At 59.9% G+C, this 16449-nt stretch carries 12 protein-coding genes and 1 tRNA gene; all 13 read left to right on the top strand.

Features of this window, described 5'->3' with window-relative positions; genetic code table 11:
- On the top strand, positions 1–1155 hold a 1155-nt coding region (gene tuf, locus MJ122_RS18530; protein WP_239745267.1), incomplete at its 5' end, for an elongation factor Tu.
- Positions 1156–1208: 53 nt separating this feature from the next.
- A tRNA-Trp gene (locus MJ122_RS18525) sits at positions 1209–1284 on the top strand.
- A gap of 44 nt (positions 1285–1328) precedes the next feature.
- Positions 1329–1697 (top strand): preprotein translocase subunit SecE, encoded by a 369-nt coding sequence (secE, locus tag MJ122_RS18520; RefSeq protein WP_088421640.1) that lies wholly within the window; start codon positions 1329–1331, stop codon positions 1695–1697.
- A 9-nt stretch (positions 1698–1706) separates the two neighbouring features.
- Positions 1707–2240, top strand: coding sequence for a transcription termination/antitermination protein NusG (gene nusG, locus MJ122_RS18515; protein ID WP_015475310.1), 534 nt, complete (start codon positions 1707–1709; stop codon positions 2238–2240).
- Between the two features lie 120 nt (positions 2241–2360).
- A complete protein-coding gene (gene rplK, locus MJ122_RS18510; protein ID WP_024767122.1) occupies positions 2361–2792 on the top strand; it encodes a 50S ribosomal protein L11 in 432 nt (143 codons plus the stop codon).
- Positions 2792–3487, top strand: a complete 696-nt coding sequence (gene rplA / locus MJ122_RS18505) for a 50S ribosomal protein L1 (RefSeq protein ID WP_015475312.1) — start codon at positions 2792–2794, stop codon at positions 3485–3487. Before rplK ends, rplA begins: the two co-directional genes overlap by 1 nt.
- A 202-nt stretch (positions 3488–3689) precedes the next feature.
- Positions 3690–4190 (top strand): 50S ribosomal protein L10, encoded by a 501-nt coding sequence (rplJ, locus tag MJ122_RS18500; protein WP_017516429.1) that lies wholly within the window; start codon positions 3690–3692, stop codon positions 4188–4190.
- A 76-nt stretch (positions 4191–4266) separates the two neighbouring features.
- The gene (gene rplL / locus MJ122_RS18495) at positions 4267–4635 is read left to right on the top strand and encodes a 50S ribosomal protein L7/L12 (protein WP_017516430.1); all 369 of its coding nucleotides are present in this window, start codon (positions 4267–4269) and stop codon (positions 4633–4635) included.
- A gap of 223 nt (positions 4636–4858) precedes the next feature.
- Positions 4859–8932, top strand: coding sequence for a DNA-directed RNA polymerase subunit beta (gene rpoB, locus MJ122_RS18490; RefSeq protein ID WP_088421639.1), 4074 nt, complete (start codon positions 4859–4861; stop codon positions 8930–8932).
- Between the two features lie 65 nt (positions 8933–8997).
- The gene (rpoC, locus tag MJ122_RS18485; protein WP_026078720.1) at positions 8998–13197 is read left to right on the top strand and encodes a DNA-directed RNA polymerase subunit beta'; all 4200 of its coding nucleotides are present in this window, start codon (positions 8998–9000) and stop codon (positions 13195–13197) included.
- Between the two features lie 154 nt (positions 13198–13351).
- A complete protein-coding gene (rpsL, locus tag MJ122_RS18480; RefSeq protein ID WP_015475317.1) occupies positions 13352–13723 on the top strand; it encodes a 30S ribosomal protein S12 in 372 nt (123 codons plus the stop codon).
- An 84-nt stretch (positions 13724–13807) separates the two neighbouring features.
- Positions 13808–14278, top strand: a complete 471-nt coding sequence (rpsG, locus tag MJ122_RS18475; protein WP_015475318.1) for a 30S ribosomal protein S7 — start codon at positions 13808–13810, stop codon at positions 14276–14278.
- 30 nt (positions 14279–14308) lie between these two features.
- The gene (gene fusA, locus MJ122_RS18470) at positions 14309–16444 is read left to right on the top strand and encodes an elongation factor G (protein ID WP_088421638.1); all 2136 of its coding nucleotides are present in this window, start codon (positions 14309–14311) and stop codon (positions 16442–16444) included.
- The last annotated feature ends 5 nt before the right edge of the window (positions 16445–16449 follow it).

Here is a 16449-nt window from a genome sequence, read left to right as displayed (position 1 = left end):
AACGTCGGCACCATCGGTCACGTTGACCACGGCAAAACCACTCTGACCGCTGCTCTGACCAAGGTCTGCTCCGAGACCTGGGGTGGCTCCGCTCGCGCTTTCGACCAGATCGACAACGCGCCGGAAGAGAAGGCTCGTGGTATCACCATCAACACCTCTCACGTTGAATACGACTCGCCGGTACGCCACTACGCTCACGTAGACTGCCCGGGCCACGCCGACTACGTGAAGAACATGATCACCGGTGCTGCCCAGATGGACGGCGCGATCCTGGTTTGCTCGGCTGCTGACGGCCCCATGCCGCAGACCCGCGAGCACATCCTGCTGTCCCGTCAGGTAGGCGTTCCCTACATCGTCGTGTTCCTGAACAAGGCCGACATGGTTGACGACGCCGAGCTGCTGGAACTGGTCGAAATGGAAGTTCGCGATCTGCTGAACACCTACGACTTCCCGGGCGACGACACCCCGATCGTGATCGGTTCCGCTCTGATGGCCCTGAACGGCCAGGACGACAACGAGATGGGCGTTTCCGCCGTGCGCAAGCTGGTAGAAACCCTGGACTCGTACATCCCCGAGCCCGAGCGTGCCATCGACAAGCCGTTCCTGATGCCGATCGAAGACGTGTTCTCGATCTCCGGTCGCGGCACCGTGGTAACCGGCCGTGTTGAGCGTGGCATCGTCAAGATCCAGGAAGAAGTGGAAATCGTCGGCATCAAGGCGACCACCAAGACTACTTGCACCGGCGTTGAAATGTTCCGCAAGCTGCTCGACGAAGGTCGTGCTGGTGAGAACGTCGGCGTTCTGCTGCGTGGCACCAAGCGTGAAGACGTAGAGCGTGGCCAGGTTCTGGCCAAGCCGGGCACCATCAAGCCGCACACCAAGTTCGAGTGCGAAGTGTACGTGCTGTCCAAGGAAGAAGGTGGTCGTCACACCCCGTTCTTCAAAGGCTACCGTCCGCAGTTCTACTTCCGTACCACCGACGTAACCGGCAACTGCGAACTGCCGGAAGGCGTTGAGATGGTAATGCCGGGCGACAACGTGAAGATGGTTGTCACCCTGATCGCTCCGATCGCCATGGAAGATGGCCTGCGCTTCGCGATTCGCGAAGGCGGCCGTACCGTTGGCGCCGGCGTGGTTGCCAAGATCATCGAATAATCGATTGATCTTTCCCTCTCGGGCCGGCATAATGGTCGGCCTGACTTTGTTCTAGGCCAGTAGCTCAATTGGCAGAGCGGCGGTCTCCAAAACCGCAGGTTGGGGGTTCGATTCCCTCCTGGCCTGCCAGATTTCTCAAGATCTGGCACTTCTTTAAACGGGATTCCTAGCAGATGAATGCGAAGGTAGAAGCCAAAGAGTCGCGTCTTGATCTCTTGAAGTGGCTTGTGGTTGCAGTGCTGGTGGTGGTGGCTGTGGTTGCCAACCAGTATTACTCCGCGCAACCGATCTTCTATCGCGTTCTCGGTATTCTCGTGATGGCGGCTGTTGCAGGTTTTATTGCGCTGCAAACCGTCAAGGGGCGTGCGTTCTTTACCTTGGCTAAAGAGGCTCGCGCCGAGATTCGCAAGGTTGTATGGCCGTCTCGTCAAGAGACAACTCAGACCACGCTGATCGTAGTAGCAGTAGTGCTGGTAATGGCGCTGGTGCTCTGGGGGCTCGACTCCCTGCTGGGTTGGCTGGTTTCCATGATCGTAGGTTAAGGGTGTTCCGTGGCTAAGCGTTGGTACGTTGTACATGCCTACTCGGGTTACGAGAAGCATGTCATGCGCTCGCTGATCGAGCGGGTCAAACTGGCCGGCATGGAAGATGGGTTTGGTGAGATTCTCGTCCCCACCGAAGAAGTGGTGGAGATGCGGAACGGCCAGAAGCGCAAGAGTGAGCGCAAATTCTTCCCGGGTTATGTCCTGGTGCAGATGGAAATGAACGAGGGTACTTGGCACCTGGTCAAGGACACTCCTCGCGTCATGGGCTTCATTGGTGGCACTGCCGACAAGCCGGCGCCGATCACCGATAAAGAGGCTGACGCCATCCTGCGCCGTGTTGCCGATAGCGGTGACAAGCCGAAGCCGAAGACTCTGTTCGAGCCGGGCGAGACCGTCCGTGTCATCGATGGTCCGTTCGCTGACTTCAACGGTGTCGTCGAAGAAGTTAACTACGAAAAGAGCCGCATCCAGGTCGCGGTGCTCATTTTCGGTCGCTCTACTCCGGTAGAGCTGGAGTTCAGCCAGGTAGAGAAAGTTTAACTGGCACACTGAATCCCGCACCCCGCAGCCCTAGGCTGCGGGGTTTTGTCGTCCTTGGGATGAAACGCGAAAGCAACCGGGGAGCCCGACAGGGCGCTTGACCCGCATTTGGAGTAGCAAATGGCTAAGAAAATCACGGCTTACATCAAGCTGCAAGTTAAGGCCGGCCAGGCCAACCCGTCGCCGCCCGTCGGCCCGGCTCTGGGTCAGCACGGCGTGAACATCATGGAATTCTGCAAGGCGTTCAACGCCAAGACCCAAGGCCAAGAGCCGGGTCTGCCGACTCCTGTGATCATCACCGTTTACAGCGATCGCAGCTTCACCTTCGAAACCAAGAGCACCCCTGCTGCCGTCCTGCTGAAAAAAGCAGCCGGCATCACCAGCGGTTCCGCTCGTCCGAACTCTCAGAAAGTCGGCACCGTTACCCGTGCTCAGCTGGAAGAGATCGCCAAGGCCAAGCAGGCTGACCTGACCGCTGCTGACCTGGACGCTGCCGTACGCACCATTGCTGGCTCCGCGCGCAGCATGGGCCTGAACGTGGAGGGTGTGTAATGGCTAAGCTGACCAAGCGTCAAAAGGCTATCGCCGAGAAGATCGAAGCAGGCAAGCAATACGGCTTCGAAGATGCCGCCAAGCTGCTGGCCGAGCTGTCGACCATCAAGTTCAAGGAGTCCGTGGACATCGCCATCAATCTGGGCGTTGATCCGCGTAAGTCCGACCAGGTCGTACGTGGCGCTACCGTTCTGCCGAACGGCACCGGCAAATCCGTACGCGTTGCCGTCTTCACCCAGGGTCCTGGTGTTGAAGCTGCCCTGGCTGCTGGTGCAGACAAGGTTGGCATGGACGAACTGGCTGCCGAAATGAAAGCCGGCGACCTGAACTACGACGTCGTTATCGCCTCCCCGGACGCGATGCGTGTTGTTGGCCAGCTGGGCCAGGTACTGGGCCCGCGCGGTCTGATGCCGAACCCGAAGGTCGGCACCGTGACCCCGGACGTCGCTACCGCCGTCAAGAACGCCAAGGCCGGTCAGGTACGTTTCCGTACCGACAAGAACGGCATCATCCACGCTTCCGTTGGCAAGATCGACTTCGAGCCGGTCAAGCTGAAGCAGAACGTGGAAGCGCTGCTGAGCGATCTGAAGCGCCTGAAGCCGTCCTCCTCCAAGGGCGTGTACGTTCAGCGCGTAACCCTGAGCACCACCATGGGCCCGGGTCTGCAGATCGATCAGGCTTCGCTGGAAGGCTGATGAACTAAGTCGAGCAGTGGGTTCGCCCACTGCTCGCAGGTATTGGGGTCCCTGCCTGGCGGGGGCTATCCAAGACCGTAGGCGGCGCAAGCCTTAAACCTCAAGCCTACGCAGATGGTGCTCCCGATTCGTTTACCGAATCAGACACCAAAACGCCGTCCGGCTCCGGCTGGACGAATCGGTAACATCCAGGAGTAAACCCGTGGCAATTAAACTCGAAGACAAGAAGGCCATCGTCGCTGAAGTCAACGAGGCTGCCAAAGCCGGTCTGTCCGCTGTCGTGGTTGATGCACGCGGCGTGACTGTCGGCGCTATGACCGGACTCCGTAAAGAGGCCCGCGCAGCTGGTGTGTACGTGAAAGTCGTACGTAACACCCTGCTCAAGCGCGCCGTTGAAGGCACTCAGTTTGAAGTGCTCAACGACACGTTCAAGGGCCCGACCCTGATTGCTTTCTCCAACGAACATCCGGGCGCTGCCGCTCGTATCTTCAAGGAGTTTGCCAAGGGTCAGGACAAGTTCGAGATCAAGGCGGCCGCGTTCGAGGGTCAGTTCCTCGCAGCCAATCAGATCGACGTGCTGGCGACCCTGCCGACCTACAACGAAGCTGTTGCACAGCTGATGAGCGTGATCCAAGGCGCTACCAGCAAGCTGGCTCGTACTCTGGCGGCAATTCGCGATCAGAAAGAAGCTACCGCAGCCTAAGGCTCGGCAACTGCTTTCAACCTTTTTTGTTTAATTCGATGGCCTTAGGCCGTCACCCAATACAGGAATTAGAGTCATGGCTCTGACCAACGAAGACATCATCTCCGCCGTATCCGAAATGTCCGTCATGCAGATCGTTGAACTGATCAAGGCGATGGAAGAGAAGTTCGGCGTTACCGCTGCTGCCGCTACCGTTGCTGCTGCCGGCCCGGCTGCTGCCGCTGCTGAAGAGCAAACCGAGTTCACCATCGTCCTGGCCGAAGCTGGCGACAAGAAAGTGAACGTGATCAAGGTCGTTCGTGAACTGACCGGTCTGGGCCTGAAAGAAGCCAAGGCAGTCGTTGACGGCGCCCCGGGCGTGGTCAAGGAAGGCGCTTCGAAAGAAGAAGCCGAAGCTGCCAAGAAAGCCCTGGAAGAAGCAGGCGCCAAGGTCGAGCTCAAGTAAGTTCGTACCTTGCGTCGACAGCCCGAGCGTTAAGCGACAGGCTGATGGCTGGTGGCAATTGCCACCGGCCTTTTTCCGTTATGGGTGGGGTGCCGCAGGTGCCTCCCATAACGTGAAAATCCCGCCACGAGTGGCGGCGCAAACCTAGGGTTTGCACGATTTTTGGGCTGCTCCCCTGTGCGGGAGAGGCCAAACAAGCAGGTGACCAAGCTGGGGAACGCTGATGGCTTACTCATACACTGAGAAAAAACGTATCCGCAAGGACTTTAGCAAGTTGCCGGACGTCATGGATGTGCCGTATTTGCTGGCCATCCAGCTGGATTCCTATCGCGAATTCCTGCAGGCGGGTGCAAGCAAGGACCAGGTCCGAGACATCGGCCTGCATGCGGCCTTCAAGTCCGTCTTCCCGATTATCAGCTATTCCGGCAATGCTGCCCTGGAATACGTCGGCTACCGTCTGGGTGAGCCGGCCTTCGATGTCAAGGAATGCGTGCTGCGCGGTGTGACCTTCGCGGTCCCGCTGCGTGTGAAAGTGCGCCTGATCATTTTCGACAAGGAATCGTCGAACAAAGCGATCAAGGACATCAAGGAACAAGAAGTCTATATGGGGGAAATCCCCCTGATGACCGAGAACGGTACCTTCATCATCAACGGTACCGAACGCGTCATCGTTTCCCAGCTGCACCGCTCCCCGGGTGTGTTCTTCGACCACGACCGTGGCAAGACCCACAGCTCCGGCAAGCTGCTGTACTCCGCTCGCATCATTCCTTACCGCGGTTCCTGGCTCGATTTCGAGTTCGATCCGAAGGACTGCGTGTTCGTTCGTATCGACCGTCGCCGCAAGCTGCCGGCTTCCGTCCTGCTGCGCGCGCTGAACTACAGCACCGAGGAAATCCTCAACGCGTTCTATGACACCAACGTCTACCAGATCAAGGGCGAGACCCTGAACCTGGAGCTGGTGCCGTCGCGCCTGCGTGGCGAGATCGCCAGCTTCGACATCAAGGATGCCAGCGGCAAGGTCATCGTCGAAGCGGGCCGTCGTATCACTGCGCGCCACATCAACCAGCTCGAGAAAGCTGGCATTACCCAGCTGGAAGTGCCGTTCGACTACCTGATTGGCCGTACCGTGGCCAAGGCTGTCGTGCACCCGGCGACCGGCGAGATCATCGCCGAGTGCAACACCGAGCTGACCGTCGATGCCCTGGCCAAGATCGCCAAGGCCCAGGTCGCGCGCCTGGAGACTCTGTACACCAACGACATCGACTGCGGTCCGTTTATCTCCGACACGCTGAAGATCGACTCCACCAGCAACCAACTGGAAGCGCTGGTCGAGATCTATCGCATGATGCGTCCCGGCGAGCCGCCGACCAAGGAAGCGGCCGAGACCCTGTTCGGCAACCTGTTCTTCAGCGCCGAGCGTTACGACCTGTCTGCCGTCGGCCGCATGAAGTTCAACCGTCGTATCGGTCGTACCGAGATCGAAGGCGCTGGCGTCCTGAGCAAGGAAGACATCGTCGAGGTCCTCAAGACCCTCGTAGCCATCCGTAACGGCAAAGGCATCGTCGATGACATCGACCACCTGGGTAACCGTCGCGTCCGTTGCGTCGGCGAGATGGCCGAGAACCAGTTCCGTGTCGGCCTGGTGCGTGTAGAGCGTGCGGTCAAGGAACGCCTGTCGATGGCCGAAAGCGAAGGCCTGATGCCGCAGGACCTGATCAACGCCAAGCCGGTGGCTGCCGCGATCAAGGAGTTCTTCGGTTCCAGCCAGCTGTCGCAGTTCATGGACCAGAACAACCCGCTCTCCGAGATCACCCACAAGCGCCGCGTCTCCGCACTCGGCCCAGGTGGTCTGACCCGCGAGCGCGCGGGCTTCGAGGTTCGTGACGTACACCCGACCCACTACGGCCGCGTGTGCCCGATCGAAACCCCTGAAGGTCCGAACATCGGCCTGATCAACTCTCTGGCGACCTACGCTCGCACCAACAAATACGGCTTCCTGGAAAGCCCGTACCGCGTGGTGAAGGAAGGTCTGGTCAGCGACGACATCGTCTTCCTGTCCGCGATCGAAGAAGCTGACCACGTCATCGCCCAGGCGTCCGCGACCCTGAACGAAAAAGGCCAACTGATCGACGAACTGGTCGCCGTACGTCACCTGAACGAATTCACCGTGAAGGCGCCGGAAGACGTCACCCTCATGGACGTATCGCCGAAGCAGGTCGTTTCCGTCGCTGCCTCGCTGATTCCGTTCCTCGAGCACGACGACGCCAACCGTGCACTCATGGGTTCGAACATGCAGCGTCAGGCTGTACCGACCCTGCGCGCCGACAAGCCGCTGGTCGGTACCGGCATGGAGCGCAACGTCGCCCGTGACTCCGGTGTCTGCGTGGTGGCTCGCCGCGGCGGCGTGATCGACTCGGTCGATGCCAGCCGTATCGTGGTGCGTGTGAACGACGACGAAGTCGAGACTGGCGAAGCCGGCGTCGACATCTACAACCTGACCAAATACACCCGTTCCAACCAGAACACCTGCATCAACCAGCGTCCGCTGGTGCAGAAGGGTGACAAGGTTTCGCGCAGCGACATCCTCGCCGACGGTCCGTCCACCGACATGGGTGAGCTGGCTCTGGGTCAGAACATGCGCGTAGCGTTCATGCCCTGGAACGGCTTCAACTTCGAAGACTCCATCTGCTTGTCCGAGCGCGTGGTCCAGGAAGATCGTTTCACCACGATCCACATCCAGGAACTGACCTGCGTTGCCCGTGACACCAAGCTCGGCCCAGAAGAAATCACCGCGGACATCCCCAACGTGGGCGAGGCTGCGCTGAACAAGCTGGACGAAGCTGGCATCGTCTACGTCGGCGCCGAAGTACAGGCCGGCGACATCCTGGTCGGCAAGGTCACCCCGAAAGGCGAGACCCAGCTGACTCCGGAAGAGAAGCTGCTGCGTGCGATCTTCGGTGAGAAGGCGTCCGACGTGAAGGACACCTCCCTGCGCGTGCCGACCGGTACCAAGGGTACTGTCATCGATGTCCAGGTCTTCACCCGTGATGGCGTCGAGCGCGACAGCCGCGCCCTGTCCATCGAGAAGATGCAGCTGGACGAGATCCGCAAGGACCTGAACGAAGAGTTCCGCATCGTCGAAGGTGCAACCTTCGAGCGTCTGCGCTCCGCTCTGGTCGGTGCCAAGGCCGACGGTGGTCCTGCCCTGAAGAAAGGCGCAGAGATCACCGACGAGTACCTGGACGGTCTCGAGCGCGGCCAGTGGTTCAAGCTGCGCATGGCGGAAGACGCTCTGAACGAGCAGCTGGAAAAGGCCCAGGCCTACATCAGCGACCGCCGTCAGTTGCTGGACGACAAGTTCGAAGACAAGAAGCGCAAGCTGCAGCAGGGCGATGACCTGGCTCCGGGCGTACTGAAGATCGTCAAGGTCTACCTGGCTATCAAGCGCCGCATCCAGCCGGGCGACAAGATGGCGGGCCGCCACGGTAACAAGGGTGTGGTCTCGGTCATCATGCCGGTCGAAGATATGCCGCACGATGCCAACGGTACTCCCGTCGACATCGTTCTGAACCCGCTGGGCGTACCGTCGCGTATGAACGTCGGTCAGATCCTCGAAACCCACCTGGGCCTTGCGGCCAAGGGCCTGGGCGAGAAGATCAACCGCATGCTCGAAGAGCAGCGCAAGATCGCCGAGCTGCGTGTGTTCCTGAACGAGATCTACAACGAGATCGGTGGCCGGCAGGAAAGCCTGGACGAGCTGAACGATAACGAGATCCTCGCTCTGGCCAACAACCTCAAGGGCGGCGTGCCCATGGCTACCCCGGTGTTCGACGGTGCCAAGGAGCGCGAGATCAAGGCCATGCTGAAGCTGGCCGATCTGCCGGAAAGCGGTCAGATGCGCCTGTACGACGGCCGCACCGGCAACCAGTTCGAGCGTACGACCACCGTTGGTTACATGTACATGCTCAAGCTGAACCACCTGGTCGATGACAAGATGCACGCACGTTCCACCGGCTCTTACAGCCTGGTTACCCAGCAGCCGCTGGGTGGTAAGGCGCAGTTCGGTGGCCAGCGTTTCGGGGAGATGGAGGTCTGGGCGCTGGAAGCCTACGGTGCCGCCTACACCCTGCAGGAAATGCTGACCGTGAAGTCGGACGACGTGAACGGCCGTACCAAGATGTACAAGAACATCGTGGACGGGGATCACCGCATGGAGGCCGGCATGCCCGAGTCCTTCAACGTGCTGATCAAAGAGATCCGCTCGCTCGGCATCGATATCGAACTGGAAACCGAATAACACGTGACGTCAGACGGTGCGGCTGGTCAAGGCCGGTCGCACCGGGTCCGTGAGGAGGAAAGGCCTTGAAAGACTTGCTTAATCTGTTGAAAAACCAGGGTCAGATCGAAGAGTTCGATGCCATCCGTATTGGCCTGGCCTCGCCCGAGATGATTCGTTCCTGGTCCTTCGGCGAAGTCAAGAAGCCGGAGACCATCAACTACCGTACCTTCAAGCCGGAGCGCGATGGCCTGTTCTGCGCCAAGATCTTCGGCCCGGTGAAGGACTACGAGTGCCTGTGCGGTAAGTACAAGCGCCTGAAACATCGCGGCGTGATCTGCGAGAAGTGCGGCGTGGAAGTCGCGCTGGCCAAGGTGCGCCGCGAGCGCATGGGCCACATCGAGCTGGCCTCGCCGGTCGCCCACATCTGGTTCCTGAAGTCCCTGCCGTCCCGTATCGGCCTGCTGCTGGACATGACCCTGCGTGACATCGAGCGCGTGCTCTATTTCGAGAGCTACGTGGTGATCGATCCGGGCATGACTACCCTCGAGAAGGGACAGCTGCTGAACGACGAGCAGTACTTCGAAGCCCTCGAAGAGTTCGGTGACGACTTCGATGCCCGCATGGGTGCGGAAGCCGTTCGCGAGCTGCTCAACGCTATCGATCTGGAGCACGAGATCGGCCGCCTGCGCGAAGAGATTCCGCAGACCAACTCGGAAACCAAGATCAAGAAGCTGTCCAAGCGCCTGAAGCTGATGGAAGCCTTCCAGGGCTCCGGCAACCATCCCGAGTGGATGGTGCTGACCGTCCTGCCGGTGCTGCCGCCGGACCTGCGCCCGCTGGTTCCGCTGGATGGCGGCCGCTTCGCGACTTCGGATCTGAATGATCTGTATCGCCGCGTGATCAACCGTAACAACCGTCTGAAGCGCCTGCTCGACCTGGCCGCTCCGGACATCATCGTGCGCAACGAAAAGCGCATGCTGCAGGAAGCCGTCGACGCCCTGCTGGACAACGGCCGTCGCGGCCGTGCCATCACCGGCTCGAACAAGCGCCCGCTGAAGTCCCTGGCCGACATGATCAAGGGCAAGCAGGGTCGCTTCCGTCAGAACCTGCTCGGCAAGCGCGTGGACTACTCTGGCCGTTCGGTCATTACCGTAGGTCCGACCCTGCGTCTGCACCAGTGCGGTCTGCCGAAGAAAATGGCCCTGGAGCTGTTCAAGCCGTTCATCTTCGGCAAGCTGGAAGGTCGTGGCATGGCCACCACCATCAAGGCCGCCAAGAAGATGGTCGAGCGCGAGCTGCCGGAAGTGTGGGACGTTCTCGCTGAGGTCATCCGCGAACACCCCGTACTGCTGAACCGTGCGCCGACCCTGCACCGTCTGGGCATCCAGGCGTTCGAACCGGTACTGATCGAAGGTAAAGCCATCCAGCTGCACCCGCTTGTCTGCGCCGCGTACAACGCCGACTTCGACGGTGACCAGATGGCCGTGCACGTTCCGCTGACCCTCGAGGCTCAGCTGGAAGCGCGCGCGCTGATGATGTCCACCAACAACATTCTGTCGCCCGCCAACGGCGAGCCGATCATCGTTCCTTCGCAGGACGTGGTAATGGGTCTGTATTACATGACCCGTGAAGCGATCAACGCGAAGGGCGAGGGCATGGCTTTCGCAGACCTGCAGGAAGTTGACCGCGCCTACCGCAGCGGCCAGGTGTCCCTGCACGCCCGCGTAAAAGTGCGCATCAACGAGAAGATCAAGAACGAAGACGGCTCCCTGACCGCCAACACCCGTATCGTCGACTCCACCGTCGGCCGTGCGCTGCTGTTCCAGGTTGTCCCGGCCGGCCTGCCCTTCGACGTGGTCAACCAGTCGATGAAGAAGAAGGCGATCTCCAAGCTGATCAACCACTGCTACCGCGTGGTGGGTCTGAAGGACACCGTCATCTTCGCTGACCAGCTGATGTACACCGGCTTCGCCTACTCGACCATCTCCGGTGTGTCGATCGGCGTGAACGACTTCGTCATCCCGGACGAAAAGGCTCGCATCATCGATGCCGCCACCGAGGAAGTGAAGGAGATCGAGAGCCAGTACGCCTCCGGCCTGGTAACCCAGGGCGAGAAGTACAACAAGGTGATCGACCTCTGGTCCAAGGCCAACGACGAAGTGTCCAAGGCGATGATGGCCAACCTCTCGAAAGAGAAGGTGACCGATCGCGAGGGCAAGCAGGTCGACCAGGAGTCCTTCAACTCCATGTACATGATGGCGGACTCCGGTGCGCGGGGTTCCGCGGCCCAGATCCGTCAGCTGGCCGGTATGCGTGGCCTGATGGCCAAGCCGGACGGCTCCATCATCGAGACTCCGATCACCGCGAACTTCCGTGAAGGCCTGAACGTACTCCAGTACTTCATCTCCACTCACGGTGCTCGTAAAGGTCTGGCGGATACCGCACTGAAGACCGCGAACTCCGGTTACCTGACCCGTCGTCTCGTCGATGTGGCCCAGGACCTGGTCGTGACCGAGATCGACTGCGGCACCGAGCACGGCCTGGTCATGTCCCCGCACATCGAAGGCGGCGACGTGGTTGAGCCGCTGGGTGAGCGTGTACTCGGCCGCGTGATGGCTCGCGACGTGTTCAAGCCGGGCAGCGACGACGTGATCGTCGAGGCTGGCACCCTGATCGACGAGAAGTGGGTCGATTTCCTCGAGCAGATGAGCGTCGACGAAGTCGTAGTGCGTTCGCCGATCACCTGCGAAACCCGTCACGGCATCTGCGCCATGTGCTACGGCCGCGATCTGGCCCGTGGTCACCGCGTGAACATCGGTGAGGCTGTCGGCGTCATCGCCGCCCAGTCGATCGGTGAGCCGGGTACCCAGCTGACCATGCGTACCTTCCACATCGGTGGTGCGGCCAGCCGTACTTCCGCCGTGGACAACGTACAGGTCAAGAACGGCGGTACCATCCGCCTGCACAACCTGAAGCACGTAGAGCGTGCCGACGGCGCCCTGGTAGCGGTTTCCCGTTCCGGTGAGCTGGCGGTGGCCGACGACTTCGGCCGCGAGCGCGAGCGCTACAAGCTGCCTTACGGTGCGGTGATTTCCGTGAAGGAAGGTGACAAGGTCGACCCGGGCGCCATCGTCGCCAAGTGGGACCCGCACACCCACCCGATCGTCACCGAGATGGACGGCACCGTGGCCTTCGTGGGCATGGAAGAGGGCATCACCATCAAGCGCCAGACCGACGAACTGACCGGTCTGACCAACATTGAAGTGATGGATCCGAAGGATCGTCCGGCTGCCGGCAAGGACATCCGTCCGGCCGTGAAGCTGATCGACGCCGCAGGCAAGGATCTGCTGCTGCCGGGTACCGACGTACCGGCCCAGTACTTCCTGCCGGCGAACGCCCTGGTCAACCTCAACGATGGCGCGAAAGTGCGTATCGGTGACGTTATCGCGCGTATCCCGCAGGAAACCTCGAAGACCCGCGACATCACCGGTGGTCTGCCGCGCGTTGCCGACCTGTTCGAAGCTCGTCGTCCGAAAGAGCCTTCGATCCTGGCGGAAATCAGCGGCACCATCTCCTTCGGCAAGGAAACCAAGGGCAAGCGTCGCCTGGTCATCACTCCCACCGACGGTAGCGATCCGTACGAGGAGCTGATCCCGAAGTGGCGTCACCTGAACGTGTTCGAAGGTGAACAGGTAAGCCGTGGTGAAGTGATCTCCGACGGCCCGAGCAACCCGCACGACATTCTCCGTCTGCTGGGTGTGAGCTCGCTGGCCAAGTACATCGTCAACGAGATCCAGGACGTTTACCGTCTGCAGGGCGTGAAGATCAACGACAAGCACATCGAGACCATCCTGCGTCAGATGCTGCGCAAGGTCGAAGTGGCCGAGTCGGGCGATTCGTCCTTCATCAAGGGCGACCAGGTCGAACTGGTCCACGTGCTGGAAGAGAACGAAGTACTGGGCACCCAGGACAAGTTCCCGGCCAAGTACGAGCGCGTTCTGCTGGGTATCACCAAAGCCTCGCTGTCCACCGAGTCGTTCATCTCGGCGGCATCCTTCCAGGAGACCACCCGCGTCCTCACCGAGGCGGCGGTCACCGGCAAGCGCGACTTCCTGCGCGGCCTGAAGGAGAACGTGGTCGTGGGTCGTCTGATCCCGGCAGGTACCGGTCTGGCTTACCACAGCGAGCGCAAGCGTCAGCGCGAGCTCGGCAAACCGCAGCGTGTGAGCGCGAGCGAGGCCGAAGCAGCATTGGCCGAAGCGCTCAACCTGAGCGGTAACTAAGCCTCAAACGAAGCCCCGGTTGTCTTGACAACCGGGGCTTTGTCTTGACTGGAATCCGTAAGCTCTTTAGTATCTTGTACCCCGAAAATTGGCAGGGCGCATGCTCTGCCCATTTTCGTTTTTAAGTGTCGTAAGACAATCAGTGGAGCTATAGATGGCAACTATCAACCAGCTGGTGCGCAAACCGCGCAAGCGCCTGGTAGACAAGAGCGGCGTTCCTGCCCTGCAGAACTGCCCTCAGCGTCGCGGCGTATGCACCCGCGTATACACCACCACCCCGAAGAAGCCGAACTCCGCACTGCGTAAAGTGTGCCGTGTTCGTCTGACCAACGGTTTCGAGGTTTCCTCGTACATCGGTGGTGAAGGTCACAACCTGCAAGAGCACAGCGTCGTGCTGATCCGTGGCGGTCGTGTAAAAGACCTTCCGGGTGTGCGTTACCACACCGTGCGCGGTTCGCTGGATACCTCCGGCGTTAAAGACCGTAAGCAGGGTCGTTCGAAGTACGGCGCGAAGCGTCCGAAGTAATTTTGTTTTCCTATTTTCTGAGTCGATAAGAGTAAGGTCGGGCATCGTCCCGGGCTAACCTGAAGACCGTTTGAGGGCTTATCAATGCCAAGACGTCGTGTAGCGGCCAAGCGTGAGATCCTGGCCGATCCTAAATACGGAAGCCAGATTCTGGCGAAGTTCATGAACCACGTGATGGAAAGCGGCAAGAAAGCCGTTGCCGAGCGTATCGTTTACGGTGCTCTGGACAAGGTCAAAGAGCGCGGTAAAGGCGACCCCCTGGAACTCTTCGAAAAAGCACTCGACGCCATCGCTCCGCTGGTCGAAGTGAAGTCCCGCCGTGTCGGCGGTGCTACCTACCAGGTTCCGGTCGAAGTACGTCCGTCCCGTCGTAATGCACTGGCCATGCGCTGGCTGGTGGACTTCGCCCGCAAGCGTGGCGAGAAGTCCATGGCTCTGCGTCTCGCTGGCGAACTGATGGATGCCGCTGAAGGTAAAGGCGCCGCCGTCAAGAAGCGTGAAGACGTGCACCGTATGGCCGAGGCCAACAAAGCGTTCTCGCACTACCGCTTCTAATTACGGCAACACTACTTCTGCGAGGGCTTTATGGCTCGTAACACAGCAATCAACCGCTACCGGAACATTGGTATCTGTGCTCACGTTGACGCGGGCAAGACCACCACCACCGAGCGGATCCTGTTCTACACAGGCCTCAGCCACAAAATGGGTGAGGTGCATGACGGCGCTGCCACTACCGACTGGATGGTGCAGGAGCAGGAGCGTGGTATTACCATCACTTCCGCTGCAATCACCACCTTCTGGGAAGGTTCGCGTGGTCAGTACGACAAGTACCGCGTAAACGTCATCGATACCCCCGGCCACGTAGACTTCACCATTGAGGTTGAGCGCTCCCTGCGCGTACTGGACGGCGCTGTCGTTGTGTTCTGCGGCACCTCCGGCGTTGAGCCGCAGTCCGAAACCGTATGGCGTCAAGCCAATAAGTACGGCGTTCCGCGTATCGTTTACGTGAACAAGATGGACCGCGCCGGCGCCAACTTCCTGCGCGTCGTCGGTCAGATCAAGAACCGCCTGGGTCACACCCCGGTTCCGGTTCAGCTGGCCATCGGTGCAGAAGATGACTTCCAGGGTCAGGTTGACCTGCTGAAGATGAAGGCCATCTACTGGAACGAAGACGACAAGGGCACTTCCTATCGCGAGGAAGAAATTCCCGCCGATATGGTCGAGCTGGCCAATGAGTGGCGCAACAACATGGTCGAGGCTGCTGCCGAAGCCAACGAAGAGCTGATGAACAAGTACCTGGAAGAGGGTGAGCTGTCGATCGAAGAGATCAAGGCTGGCCTGCGTCTGCGTACTATCGCCTGCGAAATCGTACCGGCTGTCTGCGGCTCCTCGTTCAAGAACAAGGGTGTGCCCCTGGTTCTCGACGCCGTGATCGACTTCCTGCCTGCTCCGACCGAGATCCCTGCTATCCAGGGTATCCACCCGGACCACATTGACGAAGGCGACGACGCTCCGAAAGACGAGCGTCCGGCGGACGACAATGCTCCGTTCTCGGCTCTGGCATTCAAGATCGCCACTGACCCGTTCGTAGGTACTCTGACCTTCGTTCGTGTCTACTCGGGCGTTCTGGAGTCTGGTAACTCGGTTATCAACTCCGTGAAAGGCAAGAAAGAGCGCGTTGGTCGTATGGTGCAGATGCACGCGAACCAGCGTGACGAGATCAAAGAAGTACGCGCTGGTGACATCGCTGCTCTGATTGGCATGAAGGACGTCACCACTGGTGACACCCTGTGCGATATCGAGAAGCCGATCATCCTCGAGCGTATGGACTTCCCGGAGCCTGTGATCTCGGTAGCTGTTGAGCCGAAGACCAAGGCTGACCAGGAGAAGATGGGCATTGCCCTCGGCAAGCTGGCTCAGGAAGACCCGTCGTTCCGCGTCAAGACCGACGAAGAAACCGGCCAGACCATCATCTCCGGTATGGGTGAGCTGCACCTGGACATCCTCGTCGACCGCATGAAGCGTGAATTCGGCGTTGAGGCGAACATCGGCAAGCCGCAGGTTTCGTACCGCGAAACCATCTCGAAGGACAACATCGAGATCGAAGGCAAGTTCGTTCGTCAGTCCGGCGGCCGTGGCCAGTTCGGTCACTGCTGGATCCGCTTCTCCGCTCCCGACGTGGACGAGAAGGGCAACATCACTGAAGGCCTGGTCTTCACCAACGAAGTCGTGGGCGGTGTGGTTCCGAAGGAATACATTCCGGCCATCCAGAAGGGCATCGAAGAGCAGATGAAGAACGGCGTTGTTGCCGGCTATCCGCTGATCGGCCTGAAGGCGACCGTCTTCGATGGTTCCTACCACGACGTCGACTCCAACGAGATGGCGTTCAAGATCGCCGCTTCCATGGCGACCAAGCAGCTGGCCCAGAAGGGCGGCGGCAAGGTTCTGGAGCCGATCATGAAGGTGGAAGTGGTGACTCCTGAGGACTACATGGGTGACGTGATGGGTGACCTGAACCGTCGTCGTGGTCTGATTCAGGGGATGGAAGACTCGGTTTCCGGTAAGGTTATCCGTGCCGAGGTTCCGCTGGGCGAGATGTTCGGTTATGCAACCGACGTGCGTTCCATGTCCCAGGGTCGCGCTAGCTACTCCATGGAATTCTCCAAGTATGCTGAAGCTCCGGCGAACGTCGTCGAGGCTCTGGCCAAAAAACAAGCTTGATTCAG

This window comes from Pseudomonas sp. DP-17, from assembly GCF_022380625.1.
Taxonomy (GTDB): Bacteria; Pseudomonadota; Gammaproteobacteria; order Pseudomonadales; family Pseudomonadaceae; genus Pseudomonas; species Pseudomonas nitroreducens_A.
The sequence above is the reverse complement of the archived record's forward strand: the minus strand, read 5'-3'. Positions and strand labels throughout refer to the sequence as shown.

What these genes read in the sequence shown, in the direction of transcription:
- secE (WP_088421640.1), top strand. Translation starts at nt 1,329, where the DNA reads ATGAATGCGAAGGTAGAAGCCAAAGAGTCGCGTCTTGATCTCTTGAAG.
- rplK (WP_024767122.1), top strand. Translation starts at nt 2,361, where the DNA reads ATGGCTAAGAAAATCACGGCTTACATCAAGCTGCAAGTTAAGGCCGGC.
- rplA (WP_015475312.1), top strand. Translation starts at nt 2,792, where the DNA reads ATGGCTAAGCTGACCAAGCGTCAAAAGGCTATCGCCGAGAAGATCGAA.
- rplL (WP_017516430.1), top strand. Translation starts at nt 4,267, where the DNA reads ATGGCTCTGACCAACGAAGACATCATCTCCGCCGTATCCGAAATGTCC.
- rpoB (WP_088421639.1), top strand. Translation starts at nt 4,859, where the DNA reads ATGGCTTACTCATACACTGAGAAAAAACGTATCCGCAAGGACTTTAGC.
- rpsL (WP_015475317.1), top strand. Translation starts at nt 13,352, where the DNA reads ATGGCAACTATCAACCAGCTGGTGCGCAAACCGCGCAAGCGCCTGGTA.
- rpsG (WP_015475318.1), top strand. Translation starts at nt 13,808, where the DNA reads ATGCCAAGACGTCGTGTAGCGGCCAAGCGTGAGATCCTGGCCGATCCT.
- fusA (WP_088421638.1), top strand. Translation starts at nt 14,309, where the DNA reads ATGGCTCGTAACACAGCAATCAACCGCTACCGGAACATTGGTATCTGT.